The 26,606-nt window shown below is 58.7% G+C and carries 23 protein-coding genes and 1 tRNA gene; 12 read left to right on the top strand and 12 right to left on the bottom strand.

Annotation, left to right across the window (positions count from 1 at the left end; genetic code table 11):
- Positions 1-17: 17 nt before the first annotated feature.
- From ACP7BN_RS04525 to ACP7BN_RS04510, 4 genes are all read right to left on the bottom strand, one after another.
- Positions 18-1,403 carry a sigma-54-dependent transcriptional regulator gene (locus tag ACP7BN_RS04525; RefSeq protein ID WP_420646783.1) on the bottom strand — a complete coding sequence of 462 codons (1,386 nt, stop codon included), beginning with the start codon at positions 1,401-1,403 and terminating at the stop codon, positions 18-20.
- On the bottom strand, positions 1,400-3,208 hold the full coding sequence (locus tag ACP7BN_RS04520; protein ID WP_426201948.1) for a sensor histidine kinase: 1,809 nt from the start codon (positions 3,206-3,208) through the stop codon (positions 1,400-1,402). Before ACP7BN_RS04520 ends, ACP7BN_RS04525 begins: the two co-directional genes overlap by 4 nt.
- A 104-nt stretch (positions 3,209-3,312) precedes the next feature.
- Complete coding sequence (gene rfbC, locus ACP7BN_RS04515) at positions 3,313-3,858, bottom strand: dTDP-4-dehydrorhamnose 3,5-epimerase (RefSeq protein ID WP_426201945.1); 546 nt, start codon at positions 3,856-3,858, stop codon at positions 3,313-3,315.
- Positions 3,859-3,998: 140 nt separating this feature from the next.
- Positions 3,999-4,523 (bottom strand): DUF3916 domain-containing protein, encoded by a 525-nt coding sequence (locus ACP7BN_RS04510; protein ID WP_426201943.1) that lies wholly within the window; start codon positions 4,521-4,523, stop codon positions 3,999-4,001.
- Positions 4,524-4,738: 215 nt separating this feature from the next.
- On the opposite strand from ACP7BN_RS04510, the gene ACP7BN_RS04505 reads away from it, so the two are divergent.
- The 3 genes from ACP7BN_RS04505 (at position 4,739) to ACP7BN_RS04495 (ending at position 9,344) form a co-directional block, all read left to right on the top strand.
- Positions 4,739-7,651 (top strand): aminotransferase, encoded by a 2,913-nt coding sequence (locus ACP7BN_RS04505; protein WP_426201942.1) that lies wholly within the window; start codon positions 4,739-4,741, stop codon positions 7,649-7,651.
- A gap of 138 nt (positions 7,652-7,789) precedes the next feature.
- On the top strand, positions 7,790-8,896 hold the full coding sequence (gene aguA / locus ACP7BN_RS04500; RefSeq protein WP_426201940.1) for an agmatine deiminase: 1,107 nt from the start codon (positions 7,790-7,792) through the stop codon (positions 8,894-8,896).
- A 235-nt stretch (positions 8,897-9,131) separates the two neighbouring features.
- Positions 9,132-9,344: a hypothetical protein gene (locus tag ACP7BN_RS04495; RefSeq protein ID WP_420646789.1), complete on the top strand. Its 213-nt coding sequence runs from the start codon at positions 9,132-9,134 to the stop codon at positions 9,342-9,344.
- 57 nt (positions 9,345-9,401) lie between these two features.
- On the opposite strand, the gene ACP7BN_RS04490 is transcribed toward ACP7BN_RS04495, so the two are convergent.
- Positions 9,402-11,489, bottom strand: a complete 2,088-nt coding sequence (locus ACP7BN_RS04490; protein ID WP_426201938.1) for a TonB-dependent receptor — start codon at positions 11,487-11,489, stop codon at positions 9,402-9,404.
- A gap of 256 nt (positions 11,490-11,745) precedes the next feature.
- On the opposite strand from ACP7BN_RS04490, the gene ACP7BN_RS04485 reads away from it, so the two are divergent.
- From ACP7BN_RS04485 to ACP7BN_RS04460, 6 genes are all read left to right on the top strand, one after another.
- The gene (locus ACP7BN_RS04485) at positions 11,746-12,414 is read left to right on the top strand and encodes a DsbA family protein (protein ID WP_426201935.1); all 669 of its coding nucleotides are present in this window, start codon (positions 11,746-11,748) and stop codon (positions 12,412-12,414) included.
- A 295-nt stretch (positions 12,415-12,709) separates the two neighbouring features.
- Positions 12,710-13,996, top strand: coding sequence for an OprD family porin (locus ACP7BN_RS04480; protein WP_426201933.1), 1,287 nt, complete (start codon positions 12,710-12,712; stop codon positions 13,994-13,996).
- Positions 13,997-14,228: 232 nt separating this feature from the next.
- Positions 14,229-14,975 (top strand): 2OG-Fe dioxygenase family protein, encoded by a 747-nt coding sequence (locus tag ACP7BN_RS04475; RefSeq protein WP_420646793.1) that lies wholly within the window; start codon positions 14,229-14,231, stop codon positions 14,973-14,975.
- Between the two features lie 79 nt (positions 14,976-15,054).
- Entirely contained in the window at positions 15,055-15,432 is a 378-nt protein-coding gene (locus tag ACP7BN_RS04470) for a GNAT family N-acetyltransferase (protein WP_426202207.1), read from the top strand.
- The gene (locus ACP7BN_RS04465) at positions 15,429-16,145 is read left to right on the top strand and encodes an AzlC family ABC transporter permease (protein WP_426201931.1); all 717 of its coding nucleotides are present in this window, start codon (positions 15,429-15,431) and stop codon (positions 16,143-16,145) included. Before ACP7BN_RS04470 ends, ACP7BN_RS04465 begins: the two co-directional genes overlap by 4 nt.
- The gene (locus ACP7BN_RS04460; RefSeq protein ID WP_420646795.1) at positions 16,124-16,441 is read left to right on the top strand and encodes an AzlD domain-containing protein; all 318 of its coding nucleotides are present in this window, start codon (positions 16,124-16,126) and stop codon (positions 16,439-16,441) included. The genes ACP7BN_RS04465 and ACP7BN_RS04460 overlap by 22 nt, the downstream gene beginning before the upstream one ends.
- Here ACP7BN_RS04460 and ACP7BN_RS04455 read toward each other — a convergent pair.
- Positions 16,358-17,284 (bottom strand): LysR family transcriptional regulator, encoded by a 927-nt coding sequence (locus ACP7BN_RS04455; RefSeq protein WP_426201929.1) that lies wholly within the window; start codon positions 17,282-17,284, stop codon positions 16,358-16,360. The two genes, ACP7BN_RS04460 and ACP7BN_RS04455, sit on opposite strands and share 84 nt — an antisense overlap.
- 398 nt (positions 17,285-17,682) lie before the next feature.
- On the opposite strand from ACP7BN_RS04455, the gene ACP7BN_RS04450 reads away from it, so the two are divergent.
- The 3 genes from ACP7BN_RS04450 to ACP7BN_RS04440 all read left to right on the top strand — a co-directional run bounded on the left by ACP7BN_RS04450 (position 17,683) and on the right by ACP7BN_RS04440 (position 19,131).
- Entirely contained in the window at positions 17,683-17,946 is a 264-nt protein-coding gene (locus ACP7BN_RS04450; protein WP_426201928.1) for a type II toxin-antitoxin system RelB/DinJ family antitoxin, read from the top strand.
- Between the two features lie 97 nt (positions 17,947-18,043).
- The gene (locus tag ACP7BN_RS04445) at positions 18,044-18,454 is read left to right on the top strand and encodes an MbcA/ParS/Xre antitoxin family protein (protein ID WP_426201926.1); all 411 of its coding nucleotides are present in this window, start codon (positions 18,044-18,046) and stop codon (positions 18,452-18,454) included.
- Positions 18,451-19,131: an RES family NAD+ phosphorylase gene (locus ACP7BN_RS04440; RefSeq protein ID WP_426201924.1), complete on the top strand. Its 681-nt coding sequence runs from the start codon at positions 18,451-18,453 to the stop codon at positions 19,129-19,131. The genes ACP7BN_RS04445 and ACP7BN_RS04440 overlap by 4 nt, the downstream gene beginning before the upstream one ends.
- Positions 19,132-19,170: 39 nt before the next feature.
- Here ACP7BN_RS04440 and ACP7BN_RS04435 read toward each other — a convergent pair whose 3' ends face one another.
- From ACP7BN_RS04435 to ACP7BN_RS04410, 6 genes are all read right to left on the bottom strand, one after another.
- Complete coding sequence (locus ACP7BN_RS04435) at positions 19,171-22,524, bottom strand: DEAD/DEAH box helicase (RefSeq protein ID WP_426201922.1); 3,354 nt, start codon at positions 22,522-22,524, stop codon at positions 19,171-19,173.
- 141 nt (positions 22,525-22,665) lie between these two features.
- Positions 22,666-22,741 (bottom strand) — tRNA-Thr (locus ACP7BN_RS04430).
- Positions 22,742-22,817: 76 nt separating this feature from the next.
- Positions 22,818-23,654 carry an FkbM family methyltransferase gene (locus ACP7BN_RS04425; RefSeq protein ID WP_426201921.1) on the bottom strand — a complete coding sequence of 279 codons (837 nt, stop codon included), beginning with the start codon at positions 23,652-23,654 and terminating at the stop codon, positions 22,818-22,820.
- 344 nt (positions 23,655-23,998) lie between these two features.
- Positions 23,999-25,234 (bottom strand): methyltransferase, encoded by a 1,236-nt coding sequence (locus tag ACP7BN_RS04420; protein WP_426201920.1) that lies wholly within the window; start codon positions 25,232-25,234, stop codon positions 23,999-24,001.
- Positions 25,215-25,904 (bottom strand): ABC transporter permease, encoded by a 690-nt coding sequence (locus tag ACP7BN_RS04415; RefSeq protein ID WP_426201918.1) that lies wholly within the window; start codon positions 25,902-25,904, stop codon positions 25,215-25,217. Before ACP7BN_RS04415 ends, ACP7BN_RS04420 begins: the two co-directional genes overlap by 20 nt.
- Positions 25,904-26,596 carry an ABC transporter permease gene (locus tag ACP7BN_RS04410; protein WP_420646810.1) on the bottom strand — a complete coding sequence of 231 codons (693 nt, stop codon included), beginning with the start codon at positions 26,594-26,596 and terminating at the stop codon, positions 25,904-25,906. Before ACP7BN_RS04410 ends, ACP7BN_RS04415 begins: the two co-directional genes overlap by 1 nt.
- Between the last annotated feature and the right edge of the window lie 10 nt (positions 26,597-26,606).

The raw sequence follows: 26,606 nt of genomic DNA, 5'->3' as shown, positions 1-26,606 counted from the left end.
GATCTCTCGAAAAGTGTTCATTCGCAATCGTCTGTGTGACTACCGCTGTCGGCGAAGTTCAAGCCGTGCTTGCGCAGTTTGTCGTGCAGGGTCTTGCGCGGAATGCCCAAGGCCTCGGCGAGGCTGCGCACGGAACTGTGCGTACGCGCGAGTTCGGCGGCTATCAGGGATTTTTCGAAATGCTCGACTTGCTCGCTGAGGCCGCCGCTGAGTACCAATGACGCGCCGCCATGGCCCTCTGACTCGGTGTTGTCCAGCGCCAGTTCCAGACCGAGGGCGAAACGCTCCGCCGCGTTCTGCAATTCCCGGACATTGCCCGGCCAGGTGTGACGCAACAGCAGCGCGCGTTGCGCCGGTTGCAGTTCGTGCGGCGGTAAACCGTGACGGGCGCTGGCTTCGTCGGCGTAGTGCTGAAACAGCACCAGCGCATCTTCGCCGCGTTCGCGCAGTGGCGGAATGCGCAGCGGTGCGACGTTGAGGCGGTAATACAAGTCGGCGCGAAAACGCCCCTGGTCCGCAGCCTGGCGCAGGTCTTCCTTGGTCGCCGCGATGACCCGGATATCCAGCGGGATCAACTGATTGCCACCCAACCGTTCTACTACGCGCTCTTGCAGCATGCGCAGCAGTTTGACCTGCACATCCATGCTCATGCTTTCGATTTCATCGAGGAACAGTGTGCCGCCATTGGCAAATTCGAACTTGCCGATCCGGCGCTTTTGCGCGCCGGTGAACGCGCCGGGTTCATGGCCAAACAGTTCGCTCTCGACCACCGACTCAGCCAGCGCACCGGCGTTGATTGCCACGAACGGGCCGTTGCGACGGCTCGACAAGTCATGCAATGCACGGGCGACCACTTCTTTGCCGGCGCCGGTTTCGCCGAGGATCAACACGTCGGCCTTGGTCGCCGCCAACGCGCCGATCTGTTCGCGCAAGCGCAGCATGGGGGCGGATTGACCGACCAGCCGCGTGCTCAGTTCATTGCGGTCGCTCAGGGCCAGGCGCAGGCTGCGGTTGTCCAGCACCAACCGGCGCAAGGCCAGGGCGCGGCGCACGCTGTCGAGCAGGGCGTCGCTGGCGAAGGGTTTTTCGAGAAAATCATAGGCCCCGGCGCGCATCGCCTGGACGGCCAGCGGCACGTCGCCGTGGCCGGTGATCAGCAGCACTGGCAGTTCCGGATCCTGAGCGTGCAGTTCGCTCAGCAACTCCAGACCGTCCATGCCCGGCATGCGGATATCGCTGACTACCACGCCCGGCCAGTCGCGTTCGAGTTGCCCGGCCAGACCTTTGGCCTCGGCCAGCGGCAGAATTTTCAGACCGGCCAGATCCAGTGTCTGCCCGAGGGCCTGTCGCAGGTGCGGATCGTCGTCGATCAGCACCACCTGAATGCGGTTGTCGATGGTCATGCACTTCGGTCCTCGGACGGTTGCAGGCTGACCCCGGGCGCACCGGCGCGCAGCCGCAGGGTAATCAAGGCGCCACCTTGCTTGTGGTTGGCGAACGACAGTTCACCGCCAAAGGCGCGCATCAGGGTTTCACAGATTGCCAGGCCCAACCCCAGACCCTGGGTGCGGGTCTTGGTGGTGTAAAAGGGTTCGCTGGCGCGGCCGAGGGCTTCCATGCAGAACCCCGGGCCATTGTCGCGAATGTACAGGTTGACGCCATCGGCGGTGGCTTCGGCACTCAGCCAGAGTTTGCGCGGCGGGCCTTTCTCGGTCAGGGCATCAAGAGCGTTGGCCAACAGATTGCCGAGTACCTGGCGCAAGCGGGTTTCGCCGGCCTCGACCCACAGCGTCGCGGCGGGCAGGTCGCGGATCAACTCGACATCCATGCTCCTGCGCCGTTTGGCCAGAAGCGCCAAGGCATCGTCCAGCGCCGGTTGCAGGGCGACGCTTTCCGGCGCATGACGATCGCGGCGGGCGAAGGCGCGCAAGTGGGCAATGATCGAGGCCATCCGTCCGGTCAGCTCACTGATCAGTTTGAGGTTGCCACGGGCATCATCGGTGCGCTGGTGATCGAGCAGCACTTCGGCGTTCTCGGCATAGCTGCGAATCGCCGCCAGCGGCTGGTTGAGTTCGTGGCTGATGCTCGCCGACATGGTGCCCAATGCCGACAACTTGCCGGCCTGCACCAGATCGTCCTGAGCGCGCACCAGTTCCTGCTGGGCCTGTTCACGCTCCAATACTTCCTGTTTCAGCCGTCGGTTGAGGCCTTCGAGATCGCTGGTGCGTTCGGCAACCCGGCCTTCGAGTTCTCGCCGGGCCTTGGCCTCAAAGGCAATGCGTTCCAGATAATGGCGCCGACGCTGCATCATCAGACCGAGCAACAGCATCACCACCAACAGAGTCGCGCCGCCGATGGCGACCACGGTGCGCACCGGGCGATCGATCAAGGTCCGTGGGGCGAGGATGCTTACGCTCCAGCCGGTTTCCGCGATGTCGTGGGTCTGCGTCAGCCAGGCTGCCGGGCTGAGGTCCAGCGGCCGTGGTTCGCGGGTCGGATAGGGCTGGATCGCAGTGATGGCGGCATTCTCGGCGTCGCTCAGCGTACGGGTCGAGCGGAAGCGCCATTCCGGGCGCGATGTGAGAATGACTACACCGTTGTGATCGGTTACCAGCAGTTGCTCGGGCGTTTTGCCCCACAGGCTTTCGGTGTGATCGAGGTCGACTTTGATCACCAGCACGCCGATGACTTTTTCGCCGTCGCGCACCGCAGCAGCAAAGAAATAGCCACGCTTGGCCGAGGTGGTGCCCAGACCGAAGAAGCGTCCAAGCCGCCCGGCCATGGCCTCGCTGAAGTACGGCCGGAAGGAAAAATTGCGTCCGACAAAACTGTCGTGTTTATCCCAGTTCGACGCCGCCAGCGTCTTGCCGCTGGTGTCCATCAGGTACATGACTTCGGCACCGGTCTGTGCGGCGATGTTTTTCAGCAGGCGGTTGGCGTTGCCCTGAGTGACGCCATCGTCCGGTGCGCCGAGCACCCTGCGCAGGGCCGGCAGATCGCCGAGAATCTGCGGCAACACTTCGTAGCGGTGCAGGGTACCCAGCAGATTGGCCACATAGAGGTCGAGGGTCTGACGATTCTGGCCGGCCAGTTCGCTGCGGTAATAGCGCTCGGCCAGATGCTCCAGCGGCCACAGCAGCGGAGCCAGGCACAGGGCCAGCAGGGCGAGGCTGCGCCAGCGAGGTCCGCGGGGGAGTGGTGGAGTCATGAGCATCAAACGCCTGAGGGAACAGACGCATTATGCCTAGGCCCACGGGCTTAGTCTGCGCACCCGCTGTCGGATGCGCGCCCGTGGAAGATTCGTACAAGGTTTCAGGAAAAAACTTCAGCGTCCTTGAGGAACGACGCGGCCTGATCCTTGGCGGACAGTTTCGGTTCTGCGCCCAACTGCCAGTCGATGGCCAGATCGGGGTCGTCCCAGCGAATCGCGCGCTCGGCCGATGGCGTGTAGTAGTTGGTGGTCTTGTAGAGGAATTCGGCGAACTCGCTCAACACCACGAAACCGTGGGCAAAACCTTCCGGCACCCAAAGTTGCCGATGGTTGTCAGCAGACAGGCGCACAGCTACCCACTTGCCGAAATTCGGCGAGCTGCGGCGGATATCCACGGCTACGTCGAGCACTTCACCAACAGTCACACGCACCAGTTTGCCCTGAGCGTTTTCCAGCTGGTAATGCAGGCCGCGCAACACGCCTTTTTGCGAGCGGGAATGGTTGTCCTGGACAAATTGCGTGTCCAGACCGGTTGCTTCCCGGAAAGCCTTGGCGTTGAAGCTTTCGTAGAAGAAACCGCGTTCGTCACCAAATACCTTGGGTTCGATGATCAGAACACCGGGCAGGTCGGTGGTGATTACATTCATGGGAGCTCCTGTGGATAAGCGTAGATGGCGGACATTCTTGCGTAAAGCGTCGAGCGACGCGAGTGCCTTGTTTTGGTTCAACGATGGATTCACTGATGGCCAGCCGGTGATCGGCGTGCGCAAAGCAATCTTGAGATGCTTCAGTCGACCTCACCGAAATACCACTGATGCTCCTCATAAGGTTGATCATCCCAGTCCTCGGTCATGTAGCTCAGCCCCCGCTCTTTCACGCCCTCTGGTAGAACCAGTCCCCAGTCTGCCGCGAGGCTCATTGTGTTTTCGACGCTTCCAGAGTCGGCAGATGGAATGTGGCTGCGGTGGTACTCGAGATCGGTGTAGATGCAAATCTCACTGGAAAACATGCTCGGAAGACAAATGCACGCAACGATCCGACAGTCCAGCGCGTCTTTCGGCCTTGCCATAATCAGGTGGTGAACGGCGTCAATCATCGATTGCGCGCATTCTTTGCGGATAGCTGTGGTCGCTTGTTTCCCTTCGACCAGTGATGTGATGACCGGAATTTTCCAGTTGCTGTACTTCTGCTGCGCCGTAAGGTGCTCAGGAAAATAGCCGTCGAAATCTGCCGCCCATGCCGCGAGTGCTCTCAGCCGACGAGGAATATTGCGAACCTTTTTGTTTGTGAGTGCAAGACGGCGAAGGGTCATCTGGAGCATTTATCCTTGATATTGAGAAATCCTTGGACACTAGGGTGAAGCGGGGAGAGGTGAAAGGCAATCCGAGAATGCTGTAGGAAAATTCGACTGGCGCTCTGTCGATGGGAGGCATCCACCGCGACCGGATCTGCGACCGGTATAAGGGGTTGCTTATCGCCAGAAGCAATGGCGATATAAGCACCTAATAAAATTTCAGGGGTCGTTCCATGTCGTTCGCCACGTTGATTCACCGCGCCAGTTTGCCCAGCCCGCAGGTTTCAGTGGAGCAGGCGCTGCATGTGCTGGCGGTGCATTACGGGCTGAGCGGTACGTTGCAGGCGCTGGGCAGTCAGCAGGATCTCAACTATCGAGTCGACAGCGAGCGCGGACGATTCGTCCTGAAGATCTGCCGTGGCGATTATTCGCTGGCGGAGTTGCAGGCCCAGCACGCCGGCCTCAAGTATCTGGCGGAACATTCGAACGTGCATGTCCCTCGAGTGATCCCGTCCAACAGCGGTGCAGGTCTGCTGTCGCTGCAGATTGACGGTGAGCCGGTGCATGTGCGGCTGCTGGGCTACATCGAAGGCCAGTCGCTGACTCACCTCGACCACTTGGGCGCCGATGTGGTGGCCGGTTTTGGCCGACTCTGCGGCGAGATGGATCTGGCCCTGGCCGGGTTCGACCATCCGGGCCTTGAACGCACGCTGCAATGGGATGCGCGCCATGCCAGCGCGCTGATCAGTCATTTGCTGCCGGTGATCAAGAACGAGCAGCAGCGCACGCTGATCGCCGAAGCTGCGCAGCACGCCGAGCGCCGCTTGCAGCCGTTGCTGGAAAAGCTGCCGGTGCAAGCTATTCACATGGACATTACTGATGACAACGTAGTCTGGCAGCGCGACGCCCTGCGCCACTGGCAACTGCAAGGCGTGATCGATTTCGGCGATCTGATTCGCACGTGGCGGATTACCGATCTGTCGGTGACCTGCGCAGCGCTGCTGCATCACGCCGGTGGCGATCCGTTTGTCATCCTGCCGGCGGTGCAGGCGTATCACGCGGTCAATCCACTGCAACACGCTGAGCTGCTGGCGCTCTGGCCATTGATCGTCGCGCGGGCGGCGGTACTGGTGCTCAGCGGCGAGCAACAGGTCAGCATCGATCCCGGCAATACGTATAGCCGTGACAATCTCAGCCACGAGTGGGAGATTTTCCACGTTGCTACTTCGGTGCCGTTGGGCTTGATGGAAGCGGCGATTCTCACTACGGTCGGGCAGAGTCTGCCGGCTATCGACAGCGAAGGTTTTGCGCCGCTGTTACCCGGTCTGGTCGGCCGCGAATTCGCGCTGATCGATCTTGGCGTACTCAGCCCGCATTTCGAGGCAGGCAACTGGGAGCAGCAGGGCGTTGATCAGCGGCTGTTGAGTGAAGCGGCGACTGCGCATGGTCTGGCTGCGAGTCGCTATGGGCAATATCGGTTGTCGCGCACGCGGCCCGATTGCGCTGACGAGCCGGAGACTTTCCCGCTGCACGTCGAACTCCGCGTGCCGGATGGCGCGACGGTGGAAGCGCCGTTTGCCGGTGTGCTGCATCAAACTGCGGATGGCGGGCTACGTCTGGACGGCCCGCAACTGAGCGTGCGGCTGTGGGGCATTGTCACCTCGCTGCACAGCGGCGCCGCGCTGGTAAAAGGACAAGTGCTGGGTTCGGTCAACGGCCCGTTGATCGTGCAGTTGATCCGTGATGCTGAACTCGACGCGCCGCTGTTTTGCACGCCCTCGCGCGCAGCCGCGTGGCAAGCATTGTGCCCGTCGCCAGCGGCGCTGCTGGGACTGGCGTGCGATGCCGAACCGGAGCTGGATGGGCAAACCTTGCTGGCTCGGCGTGATGCCAGTTTCGCCCGTACCCAAAAGCACTATTACGTTGACCCGCCGCGCATCGAACGCGGCTGGCGCAATCACCTGATCGACATGCAGGGGCGTTCCTATCTGGACATGCTCAATAATGTTGCGGTGCTCGGTCACGGTCACCCGCGCATGGCGGCCGTTGCGAGCCGTCAGTGGTCGCTGCTCAACACCAACTCGCGCTTCAACTATGCGGCGGTGGCGGAGTTTTCCGAGCGCTTGCTGAAACTGGCGCCGGAAGGCATGGACCGGGTGTTTCTGGTCAACAGTGGCAGCGAGGCGAATGACCTGGCGATCCGTCTGGCCTGGGCCTACAGCGGTGGTCGCGACATGCTCAGTGTGCTTGAGGCATATCACGGCTGGACAGTCGGCGCGGATGCGGTATCGACCTCGATTGCCGACAACCCGCAAGCCCTCGGCAGCCGGCCGGACTGGGTGCATGCGGTGACAGCGCCGAACACCTATCGCGGCGAATTTCGCGGCGTTGATTCGGCGCCGGACTACGTGCGCAGCGTCGAACATCACTTGGCAAAAATCGATGAACAGCAACGGCAACTGGCCGGGTTCATCTGCGAGCCGGTCTATGGCAATGCTGGCGGCATCTCGCTGCCGCCGGGTTATCTGCAGGCGGTCTACGAAAAAGTCCGCGCGCGTGGGGGGGTGTGCATCGCCGACGAGGTGCAGGTCGGTTACGGACGTATGGGGCATTTCTTCTGGGGTTTCGAGGAACAGGGCGTGGTGCCGGACATCATCACCATGGCCAAAGGCATGGGCAACGGACAGCCGCTGGGCGCGGTGATCACTCGCCGGGAAATTGCTGAGGCGTTGGAGGCTGAAGGCTACTTCTTCTCGTCTGCCGGTGGCAGTCCGCTGAGCTGCCAGATTGGCATGGCGGTGCTGGATGTGATGGAAGAAGAAAAGCTTTGGGAGAACGCGCAAGTGGTGGGCGCGCACTTCAAGGCACGGCTGCAAGCGCTGATCGATAAACATCCGCTGGTGGGCGCGGTGCATGGTTCGGGGTTTTATCTGGGCGTTGAGTTGGTCCGCAATCGCGAAACGCTGGAGCCGGCGACTGAAGAAACCACGCTGCTGTGCGATCGTCTCCGCGAGTTGGGGATTTTCATGCAGCCCACGGGCGACTATCTCAACGTATTGAAGATCAAACCGCCGATGGTCACGTCGCGCCAAAGCGTGGATTTCTTTGTCGACATGCTGGCCAAAGTGCTTGATGAAGGTCTGTAAAGCAGATTTATATCTGTATTATTCTTCGTATTTTAGATGGGTGGCGGTTAATTTTCTTCTATTGCCGATATTTATCGGTTATAAAGTCGCCATTGCTGAATTTGCAAACCTCGTCGGTTTCCCGGAGTCCTGATCGCCATGACCACATTGAAAAGTACCCCCCGCGCTGATGGCTTCTACATGCCGGCCGAGTGGGCGCCGCAAACTCAAACCTGGATGATCTGGCCCGAGCGTCCGGACAACTGGCGTCTGGGTGGCAAGCCAGCGCAAGCGGCTCACGCTGCAGTGGCCAAGGCTATCGCGCGTTTCGAACCGGTTACCGTGGCAGTGTCCGCCGGCCAGTACGAAAACGCCCGCGCGCGCCTCGACGTGCCAAATATCCGTGTGGTCGAGATGTCCAGTGATGACGCCTGGGTGCGCGACAGCGGCCCGACGTTCGTCATCAATAACAGCGGCGAAGTGCGCGGCGTGAACTGGGATTTCAACGCTTGGGGCGGCTTTGATGGCGGTCTGTACTCGCCGTGGAATCGCGATTCGCAGGTCGGTGGCAAGATCCTCGAAATCGAGCGCAGCCCGCGTTATCGCACTGAAGGCTTCGTGCTGGAGGGCGGCTCGATTCATGTCGACGGCGAAGGCACGCTGATCACCACCGAAGAATGCCTGCTCAACCGCAATCGCAACCCACACCTGAGCCGCGAAGAAATCGAAGCGGTACTCAGCGCCAATCTGGCTGTGGATAAGATCATCTGGCTGCCGGACGGTCTGTTCAACGACGAAACCGACGGCCATGTGGATAACTTCTGCTGCTACGTGCGTCCGGGTGAAGTGCTGCTGGCGTGGACTGATGATCCACAGGATCCGAACTACCCGCGCTGCCAGGCCGCAATGAAAGTGCTGCAAAACAGCACCGATGCCAAGGGTCGCCCATTTACGGTGCACAAGATGCCGATTCCGGGGCCGCTGTATGCGACCGAGGAAGAGTGCGCTGGCGTCGATCCGGTGGACGGCACTCAGGAGCGTAATCCTGCGGTGCGGCTGGCAGGCTCCTACGTGAACTTCCTGATCGTCAACGGCGGCATCATCGCGCCGAGCTTCAACGATCCGATGGACGGTCCGGCCAGAGAAATTCTGCAGAACCTGTTCCCGCAGCACGAAGTGGTAATGGTGCCGGGCCGTGAACTGTTACTGGGCGGTGGCAATATTCACTGCCTTACCCAACAGCAGCCCGCGCCGCACAAAGAGTGAGTGCCGACGTAACAGCTTGAGTTGATTAAATAATCGCCCGAGCCATCGCCGTTTGAAGAGAAACCCGCAGCCCGACAGGACTGCGGGTTTCTTTATGTCCGCTGGTCGACAATCGCGAGACATTGGCATAGCTCTTGTATTGGTCTGGATGCACAGAGAGTGAAGGACAACTTCAACAATTCTGTCATGAACCTTGGATAACGTAGCCGCTCACGAACGGGGAGGGAGCGCTGAAATGAACGCCGAAGTGAACGTAATCAGCGAGCGAACGTTGCATCCCATGCCTGTGAATACTGAGTCGCTCCAGATTGTCGCGCACTGGTTGAAGTCCAATGGAACGCGTCAGATCAGGGAACCTGATCCGCGCCGGATGATGATCGAGCGTTACCCCGCTGACCTGTTCAGCGAGGCCGAACTGGATGCGTTGTGGGATGTGATGGAGGGATAAGCAGAACAACAAGGATTGGTAAAAGCGCTGCCGGGATGGCAGCGCTTTTTTTTTGCGTTAGAAACTGTAAGTCCCGGTCATTACCAGACTACGCGGCGCGCCCGGCTGAATCTGGAAAGCACTGGTCGCCGAATCGTAATACTCGCGATCAGTGATGTTGTTCAGCGCTGCACGCAGATCCCAATCCTTCATGCGGTAACCGGCCAGCGCGTCCCAGCGGCCGTAACCCGGCAGTACCGTGGTGTTGGCATTGTCGGCGTAACGCTGGCCGACCAGGGTCAGACCGGTTTCGGCGTACCAGCCCATCTCCGGTTTCCAGGTCAGGAACAGGCTGCCGTTGCGCTTGGCCACGTTGCTGATGCGTTTGCCTTCCAGGCCGTTGTTGTCTTTGACGATGCTCGCGTCCTGCACACCGACGCCACCGCGCACATACCAGTTGCCGGCAATCTGGCCGGTACCGGTCAACTCGATCCCGCGCGAACGCTGCAAACCGCTCATGACGGTCAGGGTCGGATCGACCGGGTCGGTGGTGCGACGGTTGTAGAGTTCCAGTTCATAGATCGCCAGCGTGGTGCTCAGGCGATCGTCGAGCCAGTCGCTTTTGACGCCGATTTCTTTCTGCTTGGTCAGCTCGGGACTCAGGTCGTTGCTGTTGCCGGCCACACCCGGCGTAATACCGATCAAGCCGCCGCCGACCGGCGAGAAGGTCTTGGTCCACGAGGCGTAGAACGAGTGATTTTGCAGCGGCGTCCAGACCACACCCACACGCGGGCTGGTGCTGTGGCTGTCACGGTCTTCGGAAATATTGCGCAGCTTGTTAGTCGACTCGATGTCGAAGGTGTCGTAACGCAGGCCGGCGAGAATCTGCCATTGATCGTTCAGGCGCAGTTGATCCTGCACATAGATCGCACGACTTTCGACTTCGGTGTGGCTGCTGCTCGCCACCTGCATGCGTCCGGTGTGGCGCAAGCTGCGATCCGGGTTGTACAGATCCAGCGCTGGCACGGCTTGAATGCCACGGCCGGTGGCGGCGTTGTACAGCGTCGGGTCGCGGCGCTGGCTGCCGGTCTCGACTCCGGTAAGCAGGCGATGCTCGAGGCCGAAGGTGTCGAATCCGCCTTCGAGTTCGAGGTTGTTGTAGATGTTGCGGGTGTTCAGATCCTGCTGCCAGTGCTGGCGGGTGACCTTGTTGGTCGCGGGGACGTAACCGGTCAGGTAGGTGTTGTCGAAATCGCTGTCGAGCTTGAACACGCCGAGGGTGTGGCGCAGTTGCCAGTTGTCGCTGAGTTCGTAGCTGAGTTTCGAACGCAGGGATTGCGACTTGTCGTCGATGAAATCGTGATCGTTGCCGTAGGTGGTATCGCGGCCGACGTCCGCCGGGCGCCCGTTGACACCCGGAATGCCGCGATCCGGCGTGCGGTTGTAGCGGCTGTATTCGTACTGCACCAACCAGTTCAAGTCTGGCGTGAGCTGCCAGCTCATCGACGGCGCAAACAGTTTGCGGTTGCCACTGACACCGTCGCGGAAGCTGTTTTCATCCATGTTGCCCATGTTCAGGCGCAGGCTGATGTTCTCGCTCGGGTCGGTGCTGAGGTCGGCGTACAGGCTGCGCAGATCCTCGCTGCCGCCCTGGGCTTCGATGGTCGAGCGGCGGCCGGATTCCGGCATTTTGCTCACGCGGTTGACGATCCCGCCCTGGCTGCCACGACCGTACAGAACCGCCGCCGGGCCTTTGAGCACTTCCACACGCTCGATGTTGTGCAGGTCGCGTTTGTACTGGCTGTCGTCGCGGATGCCGTCCAGATAGAAGTCGTTACTGGCGTCGAAACCACGGATGCGCAGGCTGTCAAAACGCGTGTCACCACCGCCGCTGACGTTGGGAATACCGCTCAGCGCATCTTCGATGTCATTGGTGCCGTAATCCGCAACGTTGGCAGTCTTGATCGAATCGATCGCCTGCGGCACGTAGCGCACCGGAGTCGAGGTGCGTGTCGCGGTGTTGCTGACTTTCACCCGCGGGTCGTCGGCCTGCGCTTCGGCGCTGATCGAGGTGGCGGGGAGTTCGGTCGCGGAGTAAGCCAAACCGGAAGACAAAAAGGCAGAAAGACCAAGAGTGACGGGCGTGAGACGGAACGGGGCAGGCATTGATCGGCGCATCCGAAAGGGTAGGGGAATTCGAGGGCGCGAATGGTAATGCTTTGCATTTGCTGTAGTGAATAATTCCTTATAGGTTCCCCGGTTTGATTGTTTCAACTTGTTTCCAGATTGATACAAATTATCAGAGGCGGAATTCGACCGATTGGCGAAACAGACTGGAAGCCAATCCAGCGTTTTTCCGCAACGAGCAAAGGGCTAACGTGCGGCCATCGATTTTTCCCTACTTTCCTGCCGGAGTTTTCCGATGATCCTTCATTACATTTACGACCCGTTGTGCGGCTGGTGCTACGGCGCTAAACCGCTGGTTCAAGCGGCACAAGCAGTACTGCCGGTGATTGCCCACGGCGGCGGAATGATGACCGGCGCCAATCGCCAGAACGTTTCACCGCAATTGCGCGATTACGTGATGCCCCACGACCGGCGCATTGCCGAGTTCAGCGGGCAGCCATTTGGCGAAGCCTATTTCGAAGGGTTGCTGCGCGATCACACAGCGGTGTTCGATTCTGCGCCGCCGATTGCTGCCGTGCTCGCTGCGGAAAAACTCGATGGCCGTGGCTTACAGTTGCTTGGCCGATTGCAGACCGCGCATTACCTCGAAGGTCGGCGGATCGCCGATAAACAAGTGCTGATCGAATTGGCGCTGGAAGTCGGTTATGCAGCGAGCAGCTTCGAAGCCGCGTTCGAATCTGCCGACATCGAGCAGCACATCAAGAACAGCCGCGCATTGCTGGCCAAGGTTGGCGGCCAGGGCTTTCCGACCTTTGCCCTGGAACAGGACGGCCACTTCACGCTGATCGACATCAGCCCATGGTTAGGCAAGCCGCAGGAATTTTCTGAATGGTTGCGTCAGGCGATTCCGGCCTCGGCGTCGTCCGTTTCCTCGATGGTTTGCACGCCGGACAGCTGCGCCTGAGCCCCACAGAATCACTGATTACCGGCGTTTTCCTGCAATCGCCTATCGCAATAAAGCCTTTCCTTAGACGATTTTTGCCTATTTAAAGACGATTCTTGAAATTGACACATTGTTGAGGGCGCGGCTACGATTCGGCCCAACGCCTGTGGCCAACCGCCATGACTCAAAATAATAAAAAGGCCCGCCATGACTTTGTCGTGGGCGGGCCTTTTTGTTTCGGGGTGAAAAAAGAGCGCGATAGCGCCGTTTCAGCCGTTCGACACAGCGCGTTTCAACCCGTAATAAGGAAAATAAAATGTTGAATAAGCGAATCAGTCTGATCGCTCTGGGGATGTTGAGCGCCACTCAGGCCATGGCTAACGACCAGGCCGAGTCCAAGGGTTTTGTTGAAGACAGCAGCCTCAAAGTGCTGCTGCGCAATGCCTACATCAATCGTGATTACAAAAACGGCAACGATGACAAAGCCGAGTGGGGCCAAGCGGCCATCGGTACGTTCTCGTCCGGTTTCACTCAAGGCACCGTTGGTGTCGGTGTAGACGCCTTCGGTCTGTACGCACTGCGTCTGGACGGCGGCAAGGGTCGCAGCGGCGCCGGCGGTATCGACTTCTTCAAGCAGGGTGATAGCGGCAACGCGGCTGATGATCTGTCCAAGGTTGGCGCAGCGGTCAAATTCCGTGTGTCGAACACAGTGCTGACCTACGGCGACCAGATGCCGGCCCTGCCGGTGCTGAACTACGACAACTCGCGTCTGCTGCCGGAAAGCTACACCGGCACCATGATCTCTTCGCAAGAGATCAAAGGCCTGAAGCTGGATGCCGGTCGTTTCACCGCCGAATCGCGCAAGAGCGCTGAAGGCCGTGACAGCGGTGGTCTGAAGGCGATCAACGTGTTGGGCGGTAGCTACCAGTTCACCGAGCACTTCAAGGGCGCGCTGTACGCTTCCGACGTTGAAGACGTGCTGAAGAAGCAGTACATCAACGCCAACTACGTGTACCCGCTGAACAAGGATCAGTCGCTGACCCTGGACTTCAACGGCTACCGCACCAAGCTGGACAATTCCTATGTCCGCGAAAACGGTGTGACCGGCGACGACAACAAGATCTGGAGCCTGGCAGCGACTTTCGCCACCGGCCCGCACTCGTTCACCGTGGCGCACCAGCGTTCCACCGGCGACAGCAACCTGGGTTACGCCTACGGCGGTTACCAGAAAGGTCAGGGTCGGGTCGGTGACGGTGGCAACACCATCTACCTGGCCAACTCCTACTGGTCGGACTTCAACGCCGAAGACGAACGCAGCTGGCAGCTGGGCTACGGCCTGGACTTCGGCGCATTTGGCGTACCGGGTCTGAGCTACAACTTTGCCTATGTCCGTGGCGACAACATCACCACGTCCACCAGCGAAGGCGGCACCGAGCGCGAGATCTTCAACCAGTTCAAGTACGTCGTGCAAAGTGGCCCGGCTAAAGACCTGAGCGTGAAACTGCGCAGCTCGATCCTGCGTGTTTCGCAGAAATCCAGCGAATACAACGTCAGCGGCAACGAGCTGCGTGTGTTCGTCGATTACCCGATCAATATCTTCTGATGATCGGTTGAGTTGTAAAACTCGTAAGAAAACCCCGAATCGCTCGGGGTTTTTTTTCGACTGTTTTTCCCTGAGAGGCGCAAATAACCCGTGTTTTTGTCATTAAAAAGTTGTTTTTCAGCTGCTGCAGATCGCGTTTCAAACGGGGCTTTAAATGCCTGAAATTCTTTCTCATGGACGCAAATTCTCCACCTAATAAATTAGGCCGCTCAACGCAGCGGAGAATTTGGTAATGATCGTTTTAAACAGAGAAGTGGGCGAATCGCTACGGCGCGACAAATACGCCAATGTGCAGGGCGCCGACTTCAATCTATACGGTCATTTCGCCGACTTCGTCAGACTGACCAAAAGTTGGGAAAACATGGAGCCTGACAGCTACTACGGTCAGGCCGAGGCCGGCATGCGTTACCGTCGTTACAGCGACTTCGAGTACAACCCCAAGACGCGCGAACTCACGCAACTTGAACATCGCGCGTACGTGCAATCCAAGGCTAACAACAGTTACGTTGGCGGCGTAGTGCGGCACTTTGCCGACTTCTCTGAAGAAGTCCTGCACTCGCCGGTGATGCGCAGCCTGATCGACACCGATTTCGAAGTGTATAAAAACGTCTTGCCGGAAGAGCTGCACGAGGAAATCTGGCAGTGCCAGATTCACCAGATCCGCATCGAGATCAAACCCGGCAAACAACTTGAAATCACCCCGGAAGGCATTCACTGCGACGGCTATCCGTTCAGCGGTGTGCACTTCTGGGGCCGCAACAACGTCGAGGGCGCGGAAAGTCGTTTGTACGACATCCATGGCGAGCAACTGGCGTCGACCACCTACCAGGAAATCCTCGATACCACCTACTTCCTCGACCGCGACATGCGCCATTACGTAACCCCTGCGCGCAACACGCATTCCCATGCCATGGCGTACCGGCAGATTCTGGCGATCTCCTTCTCGCGGCCCGGGACCGCTTTCGACATTGTTCGCTAATCAGATCACTCAAATCGATGGCGTCGAGTGCTCGACGCCGGTGGTGCTGCGACGCGCCACGGCCAAGGACGCGCAGCGCATGGAGCGCTTCTTTCGCCAGTTCGACGAAGTGTCGTTCTGCGAATGGCAGGATGCCAAATGCCTGCGCGGCGTGCTGATCCAGAAGACCACCACCTCCTATCTTGCTTTCGACATCGAAGGTGAAATCGTCGGTGCGGTGCTCGGCGGCATGCTCGGCAGTCGTGGCACCATCAACCACTTGGCCGTCAGCCCGCGCTATCGCAGCCAAGGCGTCGGCCAGCGCCTGGTGGAAGCGGCATCCGCCGACATGAAGCGGGTCGGTGTGCTGCGGATGTTTCTGTTCGTCGACGATGCTAACCTCGCGGGCAAGCGTTTTTGGACTGCCCAGGGTTTTTGCGAGCCTCACGGCGAACGGACATTTGAGAGGGATCTATGAATGAAAGGTCCGGCAGTGCGCCGCTGATGGTCAGCCATCAGCCGTCGCGCACGTTTGCCGAAGCCAGTCCGGTGGTGGCCGGTTACTTCACGGTGTCGTTCGTTTTCGGACTGATGGCGGTGAATGCCGGGCTGCCGCTGTGGCTGCCGGTGGCGATGTGCTTGTTCGTGTACGCCGGGGCTTCGCAATTCGCGGCGCTGGCGCTGATCAGCAGCGGCGCTTCGTTGACGACCATTGTGCTGACTACGTTCTTGATCAACGCGCGGCACATGCTGATGTCGGTCTACATGGCCAAGGCCTTGCGCGCGCTGGGGTTGAGTCGCATGGAGCGCTGGTGCTACGCCGGCGGGCTGACCGATGAGTCGTTCGCCTTCCATAGCGTCAAACTCGGCAAAGGCGCGCCGGTCAACGTGCGTTATCTGATTGGCTTCAATCTGTTCTGCCACACCTCGTGGGTGCTGGGCGGGCTACTCGGAGCGCTGTGCGCGCAATATGCAGCGCACCTGATCAAGTATCAGCTGGATTACGCGCTGACCGCGATGATGCTCTATGTGCTGGTCTCGTTGTGCAACACGCGCAACAAACTCATCGCCGCGCTGGCCGCTGTGGTTTGCATGGGCGCGCTGAGTCTGGTCGGCAACTCGCCGTTCAATGTCTTCATCGCCACGTTCGTGGGTTGCGGGGTGGGTGTATGCCTGACCAAACGTTCCTGATTCTGGTGGTAGCGCTGATGATGGCCGTGACCTTCCTGCCGCGCGCCTTGCCCCTGCAAATCAACACCGAGCACTGGCCGCCGTTCGTCGCGCGTGCGCTGGAATACTTGCCGGTGGCGATCGTCGCTGCGATCAGCCTGACTCCCTTGTTGATCAAGGATCAGCACATACAGCTCGACCGCCCGGAATTTTACGCAGCCATTCCGACGTTGTTATGTGCGTATTTCAGCAAAAACCTCTTTCTCAGTGTGGCGGTTGGGACGGCTGCGTACATTGCGCTCGGCGCGTTCATGTAGCGGCAGATCGACCACGTCGTTGAGCGCCTTGCCGGACAGATTCGGGTTGTTCACCGCCAGGCGCACTTCGAGGAAGTCCTCGAAACCGGGGAAAATCGTCAGGCCGTATTTCTGCGCGGCCTCGCGAGAAACCATGCCGACGGCATCCATTTGCGTGATCAGCGACAGGGTCAACGTCTCGCTGCACGAATAAATCATGCGCTGGCCGTTCTCGTGATTGCCCAGCCCGGCGTCGAGAAAACGCAAAAAGCTGTGGGAATATGGACAATCTTCTGCAGGACGCACCTGAAACTTGTTGCCGAGCAAGGTCAGCGGATCATTCTCCTGACCACAATGCGCGCCAACCACCTGTACCTGCACTTCCGGCAGGACAATACTCGGCAGCCCCGGCCGCTGCGGGCCGATCAGCACCGCGAGATCGAAGTCTTCATTCTTCAGCTTGCTGAGGTTTTCCATCGACTCGGCGTAGCTGAATTCCATCTGATAGTCGGGAAAAACCTCGATCAGGCGTCCGATCATTCGTCGATTGAAGTCCGGCGGCAAGGTGTTGTTCAGCGCGACCTTCAAGGTGCGCTGGCCGGGCACCTTCAAGGCTTCCACCTTCTCTTCCATCTGCCGTGTAGCAATCAGCACTCGATCCATATAAGGCGTCAGCTCGGTGCCTTGCGGCGTCAGCGTCAGACCTTTGTTGGAACGGCGAAACAAGCGGAAACCGAACTGTTCTTCGACCTTGTTCAACTGCGCGGCCAACGCCTGCACAGTCAGGCACGAGTGCTCGGCTGCGGCCGACAACGAGCCGGTCTGCACAATGCGCATGAGGTTGCGTAAGGTTCTGCTATCCATGGGTAATGCCCTCTGAAGTGGGCTGGGTATTGTTGAGTACGTCAGTGCCGGTACGGCGCCATATGCTGGCTATATTCCTGTACCTGAGCATAGTTGTCGCGCAATTAGTAGCCAATTGATGTCTCCGCCGATGGCTGGAGGCTGACACAGGATCGGGGTTTTAGGCGACATGGGGGTGATGGGGGTCAAAAAAAGTGCATGGTTTTGGGGCGTTCGGCTGTTTTGCTGAGGGAAATGGCTGACACGGTGGGCGGGTTTTACCTGCGAGAACTGTGGACGGGTCGTATGGGAAGTTGGGATTGGGCTGATAGCGAGGCGACGACAAAGCGGCTGGAATAAGGCCAAGACGTGCGAACCAGGAACTCAGGAAATCGCACATCAATTGGCAGAGGTGAGAAATGGCTGCGCTATCGAAAACTACAGACGTGTGTTGCCGCATTGACGAGAAGTTAATAGTGCGTGCCACTCAGGTTTTTAACGTCTGCGGACTCACTATCGAAGATGCAATGCGACTGTTCCTCCTACAGGTCGTTTCGAACCAGCGAATGCCTTTTGACGTACGAGTACCTTCAAAGAAGACGGCAAGTGCAATGAGAGAAGCCAGAAATATTTGCCAGCGTTTCGATTTGATAGAGGAGATGTTCAAGTGTCCTGATATGTGAAGAGAAGGATGGCTTTGATACATTTGTGGATAGGTTTTCAACATTTATTCGTATGTGTACTAGCATTGACGTATGCGCAGTAATTTTGGACGACCCTATGCCCACCTCATCCCCAGCCCTGACCCCACGCGAGCAACTCAACGTCCCCGAAGCCGGTCGTGTCGCGTTGAAGTTCTTCTTCAACCTCATGGAGCGCTGGGGCTGTAACGCCGAGCAACAAAGAACGCTGCTGGGCGGGGTCGGCAATACGACGTTTTACAAATACAAACACCTACCGCCGAATGTGCGTCTGCCGCACGACACGCTTGAGCGAATTTCCTATCTGATGGGTATTCACAAAGCACTGAGCATCATCTTCAGCAACAGTCGCGAGCGGGCTTACACGTGGGTCAGCAGTCCGAACACTGCCGCGCCGTTCAACGGCCAAACCGCGCTGGATTACATGCTCGCCGGGCGGGTAGTGGACATCGCCGACGTGCGTCGTTATCTCGACGGTGTGCGCGGTTGAAGGCGCCGGCGCTGGTCGAGCCGCAATGGCCGCGAGCGTATCGGATCGTCAACAGCAGCTTCCCGCCGATTGCGTTGTTCGAAGATGTGCTCGACCCGGAGGATCTGGAAATCGCCTACGCCCTCGAAGCGCTGACCAATGATCGTTTGATCGCCCAGGCCGGCGTCCTCGACCGCGTGCGACCTGAAGACCGTCTCTCCGGCCCCGGTTCAACCCCGGTGATGGCGGCGTTCACTCACATCGGTAAAAGCAGCCGCTTCACCGACGGCACGTTCGGCGTGTATTACGCCGCCAGCAGCCAGGCCGCGGCCATCGCCGAAACCTGCTACCACCAAGAACGGTTCCTCGCCGCAACCAACGAGGCCGATCTGGAATTGACCATGCGCACCTACATCAATCGCGTGATCAAGCCACTGCACGACATCCGCCACGATTTCCCGCATTTGCATCAGCCTGATCCCGATGCTTATGGCCCGTCTCAGGCATTCGCCCGGCAACTGCGCGAAAATCTGTCATGGGGTTTGCTTTACAACAGCGTGCGTTTACCCGGGCATGAATGCGTCGCCGCGTTTCGCCCGCCGACTGTGTCGATTCCGAAGCAGGGTAAACATCTGCGTTATGTTTGGAGTGCGAGTTTGCGCAAGATTTCGTTTGTATTCGAGGTCAGCCAGGTCTGAAACACCAAGTCCACTCATTTCGTCTAAAGCGTCCTCGCACTAGAGCGAGGGCGCTTTACTGTCTGTTTTGTCGGATTTCACTTTTTGCGCAATAACTGCAAAGTCTCCGCGCTTCCAACGTGGCAGCGTGGTTTCCCCTCTCGACGCTTCCTTGAAGTAGGGCAACGTGCCCCAGAGTTCGTCATCCCCCACCAAGTAAATGCGATGCTGGGCACGCGTCAGCGCCACATTGAGCAAGTTGGGTTTTGACGACGCCCACTGCGCTGCGCCAGCAGTTTCGGGATCAGCCCCCAAAATCATGAACACGGTTTTTTCTTCCTTGCCTTGGAAGGTATGGACGGTGCCGATGCTGCGTTTGACCCAGCGTTTCAACTCCTCCCGCTTCGGCGCTGGATGTTGCCACGCAACTTGCATGATCTGCTCTCGCATTGCCTGCCGAATTGCTTTGAAAGGCGAGATCACATACAGCTCGGGCAGTAGGCGGTCGCGCTGGAAGAGGGACACAATGACCTTGGTCATGAACTCGATCTGTTCGGGCACCGATTGCTTGCGGTCAACTGAGCCCCGAATATCGACCCATCCACTGGCGAGGGCGATCAAGGGTTCGGCGATGGGCTCGCGATTGGGTAGGCCGTAAACCATTTTGTTGTCGTAGGCGATCAGGTTGGCCAGAGAAAACATCGGCTCGTGGCAACGGCGGTGTACGCGCAGGGGGCTTCCGACCCATATGTTCTCGTCCATGCATGGGGCGTAGGCACCAAAACGATTGGCTTGGTCGGCGAGACGCTGCACGGAAACGCAATGCGGCGCGTAAGCATTGTCTGCAGTTACCGGGTGGAGTTCACCCAAAGCATCGATCAACGGAGTCGGCAGAGTAAAAACCGGCTCGATTTGCAACGGATCACCCACGACGACACAGCGCTGGGCGCGCCAGAGGGCGCCGACCGCCGCTTGCGGGACAGCTTGCCCGGCCTCATCGATAAAGACCCAGCCCAGAGAGCCCGGGCCCAGACCGCGAAACTGACTGGCGAAAGAAGCAAACGTACTGGAAACCACTGGTACGACCATGAACAGGTTTTGCCAGATGCTCAGGATGTGGTTCGGATCTTGCGGTACTTGATTGGAAAGCAGCTTATTGACCGCGACGAGATTGGCCCCGAGCGCGCCACCCTTTTGCGCGGTTTCATGTACCCACGCTTGCTGAAGCCGCAATGCGGCGGCGAAGAGTTCCGAGCGCATTCGCGCCAACTCTTCGTCGTGCCAGAGTCCATCAATCTGCAATTGCTCATCGCTCACCAAGTCCAGCGCGTTAGCGAGCATGCGAGGAATAAGCAGCCGAGTGCGAAGCTGGTCATATTCGGCGCTCCAACTGCGCCATTGCTCCGTCAAAACGCTGAGTTCCTGTTCTTGCACCTGCAAGAGGCCTGTTGCTTCGCGCAAATTGCAGGCAGATTTCTTTACCTTCGCCTGCAGCGCTGTTAGCACTTGATGGTTATCAAGCTGAGCCAGCGCGTTGGATTTTCGGCGTTGATCGTAGGCCTTCGCTTCCTGAGTACGGAACAAGCGCGCCCAAAAACCGGGAGATGAGCGGTCGATCAACTGCTGCTCCAGAAGCAGTTGTTGAAGCGCCTGCTGCTGAGTGCTCACTTTCTGCAAATTGTCGGTCTGATCAGCCGATATGGCATCGACTTGCGATTTTGTATCTTGAATACAGGCGATCTGACACGCCAGAAAATCAGACTCGCTGCCTTGGCCAACAATGTCGAGCAATTCGGCCAGTCGCTCGCGCTCGATCAGGGCGCTGTCTACAGCTTTGTCGGCCAGGCGGAAACGCTCGCGGGCCTGGCTGAAGCTCAGTGGATTAGGCTCTTTGAGCCAGTCCCAAAAGCGTTTAGGTTGATCGCTGCTCTGAGTCTTGATGGTGAACATGCTGAAGCGCTCATTAAAATGGCGCCGATTACGGGAGTTGCCCAAAGCGCAGCTGATCAGCCCCCAAGGCATCTGCTCTCCCTGTGGAGAAATGGCGCCACGCTTACCTTCTTGCACCGCGATGTTGTGGGCCACGGGTTGCAGATAACCGAATGGGCGCCAGTGTTCGCCCAAAGCCTTGCGCTTGACCAGGTCAACAGAAATGTTTTCGACCGCGGCATTGTTAGTCGACGCTACGACCATCTCAAATCCGGTCAGGGCGTTGATCAATGGACGCAATGTGACAAAGCCCGAATTTCCTTTGAAACGAACCCTGCAGGACTCTTTGACAAACGCGTCATCCGCCTTGACCAGTTCCGCCAGAATGCGAGCACGCTGAACAATATTGTCGGCAAACAGATCGCGCAGTAATGTGGTTTTGCCGGTGCCGGGCGGGCCGTTGACAGCGAAGAGTCCACCGATTTCGGTTTCCTCGCGTATTTGGTTCAGGGCGAACTGTTGCATCAGGCTCATTGACTGGTCAGTCTCGGCCAACCAGTGCCCCCGGTTAAGGAACCGTGGACGCAGTGCATTCAATATTGCCGTGCAGCCTTGCTCGCTATAAAGGTCTATTCGTTGGGCAGGGGGCAAGGCAATCAGGTACTGCGCCAGCGTCAATGGAATGTTGCCGCTGCTGACTCCTTCAATGGCACGTTCGATATCGCGGATAAAAAAGCTGTTGAGGATATCCAGTTCCTCAAGGGTATCTTCTTCCTCGTCGTCTTTGTCTGCCTCGTCCGGCTTGGCTTTCTCGGGCTGTTTGCTGTCGAAGGCTTTTACCTTCGCCGTCAGCACTGCGATGGGTTGTGCGGTGTCGGGAGTAAAACCGCTCCATTCGCAGAGCAGCGTTTGGAGCGTCACAACCTCACTGGCGCGCATTGCCTGCCCGGCGAAAGAACCGCGGCTGCTCATGAAATTATGCAGCCTCTGTATGAGGTCTTCTCGTGCCGCATCGAACGCGTCATGACTGAGGGATTGGAGGCCGCTAGCCAGTGTCCGCCCTAGGGCCCACGGCGCAGTGGAAATGGAAATCGAGTCGATCAATGGATTGCCAGCCCCATCCAAGGGCAACTTGGCGAAGCAAGTCATGCCCTCAAGCTCTGCCCGCTCTGCATTCTCATACTCTCTTTCATCGGCCGAAGCGCCGCGTGCGCGCGGTATCACCTGTTCGCAGACACGGTTTATTTGCGATTTGTCGAAGATGCCAAGAAACAGGTTATAGCCAGTGACGGCCTTATCTTGGGCCACATCAATGTCTAGCCAGTCGGTGTCATCAGACAGTTCAAGGGCGCTACGCAGAAGGGCTTTGGATTGCCATTCTTCAAGATCATCCAGATATTGCTCCAGCCCGTAGGGAATGAAGAATTCGACTTTATGCCAGTAATCCAGAATTGCGAGTGTTGTTGCCTGAGCGAGGGGAGCCACGTGCTTATTCCCGAAAGTCCATGTTCGAGCGCGCAGTTTACAACGAAGCTCTGAGTACAGTCAGAGTCCAGTGTGTGGACGAAATGTGGACACTCCAGAAACAACAAAGCCCCTGCATTTCTGCAGGGGCTTCGTTTTGTATGGTGCCGGCACCAGGAGTCGAACCCGGGACCTACTGATTACAAGTCAGTTGCTCTACCAACTGAGCTATACCGGCGTGTGGGCGACGATTATAGCCATTGGGAAAATTCTGTAAACCCCTGAATTCAGACTATTTTTGCACAGGCTCAAATTCAGGCCCGGCGCAGGACTTTGCGCAGTTTCTGGATGGCGCGCCAGGCGCGGTTGTTCTGGATGGCGCGCAGTTGGGCTTCGGCGTGTTCGGCGCGTTGTGTGGCGGCGCTGATCTGCTCCAGGGCGGCGGCTTCGTTGGGGCTGACGGGGTGGGCGAAGGGGTGGCCGAGGCAGAGCTGGAAGTTGTCGAGCTGGCAGGGTGGCATCTCGAATGCCGGTTTCAGGTTGATGTGTTCATTGGCCAGGAAGTAGCTGTTGAGGCCGTCAAAGCAGACGTTTTGGTAGCCGGCGTCGGTGACCAGGTGTTCCCAGGTGTGGTCGCGCTCGAACGGGGTTTCGATGAGGATGATCCACGGGCGGAAGCGACTGAAATCCATGCCGCGCAGCACGGTTTCTTCGTGGCCTTCGACGTCGATTTTCAGAAAGTGGATTGGGCGCTCGCTGGCGTGTTCTTCGCAGATCGAGGTCAGGGTACGGGCCTTGACGGTCAGGCTGCGGACGTCGAGGCCAAGGTCGCGGCGCTCCTGAGCCACGACCGGGTCGGCAGTGGACAGGCCGGTGCCGGGAATGCCGTAGAACGTGACTTCGCCGGGCTGATCGCTGGCGATGCATTGCAGCGTGGTGTCGCGGGGGCGCTGTTGGCGGAGGGCGTCGTGAAAGTTTTGCATCGGCTCGACGTTGATGCCGCTCCAGCCGCGATCGTAAAAGGCTTTGGTAACCGAATCGTGAAGCGGATCGTTGGCGCCGACATCGATATAGAAGCCGTTTTCGAAGAATTTGAGTGCCCGCCACAAGCGGATGTCTTCGAAATTCTGTGCGTAAGAAATGAACGTCACGGTGGCTTCCTGTCGGTCAGATTTTTCTTTTTCGAGTGTGCGCTACCTGCACGGCGTAAACCTGTATAGCAAGGGTAGATATGGGGCGCAATTGTGCATTGCACAGGTCCGCAATTCGGCGGTTATGTCCTTTTGCTTGGAGGCTTATGCACAACGGGCTGGCCCATAGGCGCACTCAAGGCGGATTTTGTGAACGCATTCTCATTTGTCTCGCAAAGCCCTGTTTTACTGGTTTTTTATTCATGTGAACAAAAAATGACCAGCACTGTTAATGGCGTGAAACAGGCGTGGATATTGGATCCAGGATAATTTCATCAACAGAGTTATCCACAGGCTGTAAAGATTTAAACGCGTTCGGCCACTAGCAATAAATTGCGCGGAGTGAGATGTGCGTCGCAGAAGGTCCCAAGCCGTACGTCATATCCCTGTTCGGCGAGGAAAAGCGCCCGATCGAGGTTCAGCCAAAGCTCTAACGGCCGTCGGAATAATCCGCGCAGCAGTTCCAGGTTGCGAACTTCGGCTAATCGCTGCCAACCGGCGGTTTCGAGAGCCAGCCAATTTTGCTCGCCGATTGTGGATAACTCTTTCAGCGCGCCCAAGTCGCGACAGTAATCGGCAAAAGGTTTTTCCAGCCAGGCGCTGGGCAGGGAAGGCGTTGGCAAGTATTCATCGACGCCACGTACTTTGCGTTGCAACGAATCGAAGGCAAGGCGCCGGGCCATGGAGGTGTCGCGCTGACGTCGGATGCGGGCACCTGCGGTGACCGTTTCGCTCATCGGCAGCGCCAGATCTTCCCGCGACAGCTGTAGGGCGGATTCTGCACCGGCCGAGGAAAGCGCCTTATATTGAGTGAGACTGATCCGGTTGTAACAGCACGGTGCAAGCGCCAGTTGTCGGCAACCGGCGGCGCTGGCCAGTTGCATCAGCCGCACATGCAGATCGCCACAGGCGTGCAGGGCGACGGGCGTGTGATTGGCGCTTAGCAGCACAGCGGCGTCAGCAGCCAGAACATCCTGCTCGACGTGCAATGCGTGCAGATGATGACGTTGGCTCAATGCCTGACCGCTGGCGACCAGCGCCGGGTCGTATTCCACACAGGTGAGTTGTTGTCCGCGGCTCAACAGGCGTCGGCCCAAGTGACCTTTGCCCGAGCACCAATCCAGCCAGTGCTGCGGCGTTGAGCTAAACGACAGGCAACCTGCGAACGCTTCGATCTGCTGCAACTTGCGCCCCGGCACATCGACGTTCAAGCGATGACCTGCCGCCTCGAGCGCATGGGTCGGCAATTCCCCAACTGCGCTCAGCTCAAGTGACAGCGCGGCTAACGTTGCGAATGGCTCCGGCGCATCAACAAGATCGGCAGGCTGGTTATGCGCACTTTCCGCGTCCTCCAGCGATCGCCCACGTAGCCACGCAGACAGTTCGGGGTAGGAGGTTTCCCACGGAAGCGCAAGATGAGTGAACGGTCGAGGTTTCCACAATGCTTGATGCATTGCGAGAAACGCATCCAGCGCGGTGAAGCGGGCGAGTAGTTCCTCGCCCGTCAGCACGTGGGAAGATTCAACGCCCCTGGCAGGCATCAACGCGCAGCCAGCGTTCCAGCAGTTTGAAACCGCGAACCAGCACGTAGGACATCAGCAGATAGAACACGCCGGCAGCAAAGAAGATCTCCACCGGCAGGTAGGTGCGGGCAATGATCGTGCGGGCCATGCCGGTCAGTTCCAGCAAAGTTACGGTGCTGGCCAGGGCGCTGGCCTTGAGCATCAGGATCACTTCATTGCTGTAGGCCGGCAGGCCGATGCGCGCCGCGCGCGGCAGGATGATGTAGAACAGCGCCTTGGGCCGGGACATGCCCAGCGCCCGCGCCGCTTCGATCTCGCCCGGCGGAATCGCCTGGATCGCGCCGCGCAGGATTTCAGCGATGTACGCCGCCGTGTGCAAGGTCATGGTCGCAGTGGCGCACCAGAACGGATCGCGCAGGTACGGCCACATCGAGCTGTTACGCACCGCGTCGAACTGCGCCAGTCCGTAATAGACCAGGAACAATTGCACCAGCAACGGCGTGCCACGGAAAAAGAAGATGTAGGCGTAGGGAAAAGCGCGCACGTACCAAAGTTTCGAAGAACGGGCGATGCCCAGCGGAATCGCCAGCAGCAGCCCGGCGATCACGGCGATGGCCACCAGCTCCAGGGTCAGGGTCGCACCCTGCGCCAGTTTCGGCAGCCATTTGATGATGACTTCCCAATTCATTAAGCGCTCCTCGCGAAGCCACGGGCGGCGCGTTTTTCCAGGAAGTGCATGCCGGTCATCGCCAGCACCGTCAGGCCCAAGTACATGAATGCGGCGACCATATAGAAGGTGAACGGCTGCTTGGACACGGTCACGCCGATTTGCGCGTGCCGCATGATCTCTTCCAGGCCGATCACCGACACCAGCGCGGTGTCTTTCATCAGAATCATGAACAGATTGCCGAGGCCGGGCAGAGCGATGCGCCACATCTGCGGCATGATCAGGCGCGTGAAGATCCGCACTTTCGACATGCCCAACGCGACGCCAGCCTCACGGTGGCCCTTGGGAATCGCGAGAATCGCGCCACGAAACACTTCTGTGGCGTAGGCGCCGAAACACAGGCCGAGTGCAATCACACCGGCGGCGAAGGCGTTGAGTTCCAGATCGGGGTTGCCGAAGAACTCACCGAGGGCGCGCATCAGGTTGACCGTACCGAAGTAGATCAACAGCACCCAGAGCAATTCCGGGATGCCGCGCACCAGGGTCGAATAGGTTCCGCCAAGCCATTGCAGTGGCTTGTACGGGGAAGTTTTGGCCAAGGCGCCGAGCAGACCGAGCACCAGCCCCAGGCACAGGGCCGTGAGTGCCAGTTTGACGGTCATCAGCGCGCCAGCGGCAAGCGCCGGGCCGAATCCGTAGAGGTCGATAATCATGGATTTCTTT

Origin of the sequence: Pseudomonas sp. TWP3-1 (assembly GCF_049896625.1) — a bacterium.
Classification (GTDB): domain Bacteria; phylum Pseudomonadota; class Gammaproteobacteria; order Pseudomonadales; family Pseudomonadaceae; genus Aquipseudomonas.
Note: the sequence above shows the minus strand (reverse complement) of the source record. Positions and strands in the feature narration are given on the sequence as shown.

Coding starts and splice junctions, on each gene's coding strand:
- ACP7BN_RS04475 (WP_420646793.1), top strand. CDS start 14,229: ATGATCGTTTTAAACAGAGAAGTGGGCGAATCGCTACGGCGCGACAAA.
- ACP7BN_RS04490 (WP_426201938.1), bottom strand. CDS start 11,489: ATGCCTGCCCCGTTCCGTCTCACGCCCGTCACTCTTGGTCTTTCTGCC.
- ACP7BN_RS04455 (WP_426201929.1), bottom strand. CDS start 17,284: ATGGATAGCAGAACCTTACGCAACCTCATGCGCATTGTGCAGACCGGC.
- ACP7BN_RS04470 (WP_426202207.1), top strand. CDS start 15,055: ATGGAGCGCTTCTTTCGCCAGTTCGACGAAGTGTCGTTCTGCGAATGG.
- ACP7BN_RS04420 (WP_426201920.1), bottom strand. CDS start 25,234: ATGCCTGCCAGGGGCGTTGAATCTTCCCACGTGCTGACGGGCGAGGAA.
- aguA (WP_426201940.1), top strand. CDS start 7,790: ATGACCACATTGAAAAGTACCCCCCGCGCTGATGGCTTCTACATGCCG.
- ACP7BN_RS04460 (WP_420646795.1), top strand. CDS start 16,124: ATGCCTGACCAAACGTTCCTGATTCTGGTGGTAGCGCTGATGATGGCC.
- ACP7BN_RS04495 (WP_420646789.1), top strand. CDS start 9,132: ATGAACGCCGAAGTGAACGTAATCAGCGAGCGAACGTTGCATCCCATG.
- ACP7BN_RS04505 (WP_426201942.1), top strand. CDS start 4,739: ATGTCGTTCGCCACGTTGATTCACCGCGCCAGTTTGCCCAGCCCGCAG.
- ACP7BN_RS04450 (WP_426201928.1), top strand. CDS start 17,683: ATGGCTGCGCTATCGAAAACTACAGACGTGTGTTGCCGCATTGACGAG.
- ACP7BN_RS04510 (WP_426201943.1), bottom strand. CDS start 4,523: ATGACCCTTCGCCGTCTTGCACTCACAAACAAAAAGGTTCGCAATATT.
- ACP7BN_RS04525 (WP_420646783.1), bottom strand. CDS start 1,403: ATGACCATCGACAACCGCATTCAGGTGGTGCTGATCGACGACGATCCG.
- rfbC (WP_426201945.1), bottom strand. CDS start 3,858: ATGAATGTAATCACCACCGACCTGCCCGGTGTTCTGATCATCGAACCC.
- ACP7BN_RS04480 (WP_426201933.1), top strand. CDS start 12,710: ATGTTGAATAAGCGAATCAGTCTGATCGCTCTGGGGATGTTGAGCGCC.
- ACP7BN_RS04445 (WP_426201926.1), top strand. CDS start 18,044: ATGCCCACCTCATCCCCAGCCCTGACCCCACGCGAGCAACTCAACGTC.
- ACP7BN_RS04465 (WP_426201931.1), top strand. CDS start 15,429: ATGAATGAAAGGTCCGGCAGTGCGCCGCTGATGGTCAGCCATCAGCCG.
- ACP7BN_RS04415 (WP_426201918.1), bottom strand. CDS start 25,904: ATGAATTGGGAAGTCATCATCAAATGGCTGCCGAAACTGGCGCAGGGT.
- ACP7BN_RS04410 (WP_420646810.1), bottom strand. CDS start 26,596: ATGATTATCGACCTCTACGGATTCGGCCCGGCGCTTGCCGCTGGCGCG.
- ACP7BN_RS04485 (WP_426201935.1), top strand. CDS start 11,746: ATGATCCTTCATTACATTTACGACCCGTTGTGCGGCTGGTGCTACGGC.
- ACP7BN_RS04520 (WP_426201948.1), bottom strand. CDS start 3,208: ATGACTCCACCACTCCCCCGCGGACCTCGCTGGCGCAGCCTCGCCCTG.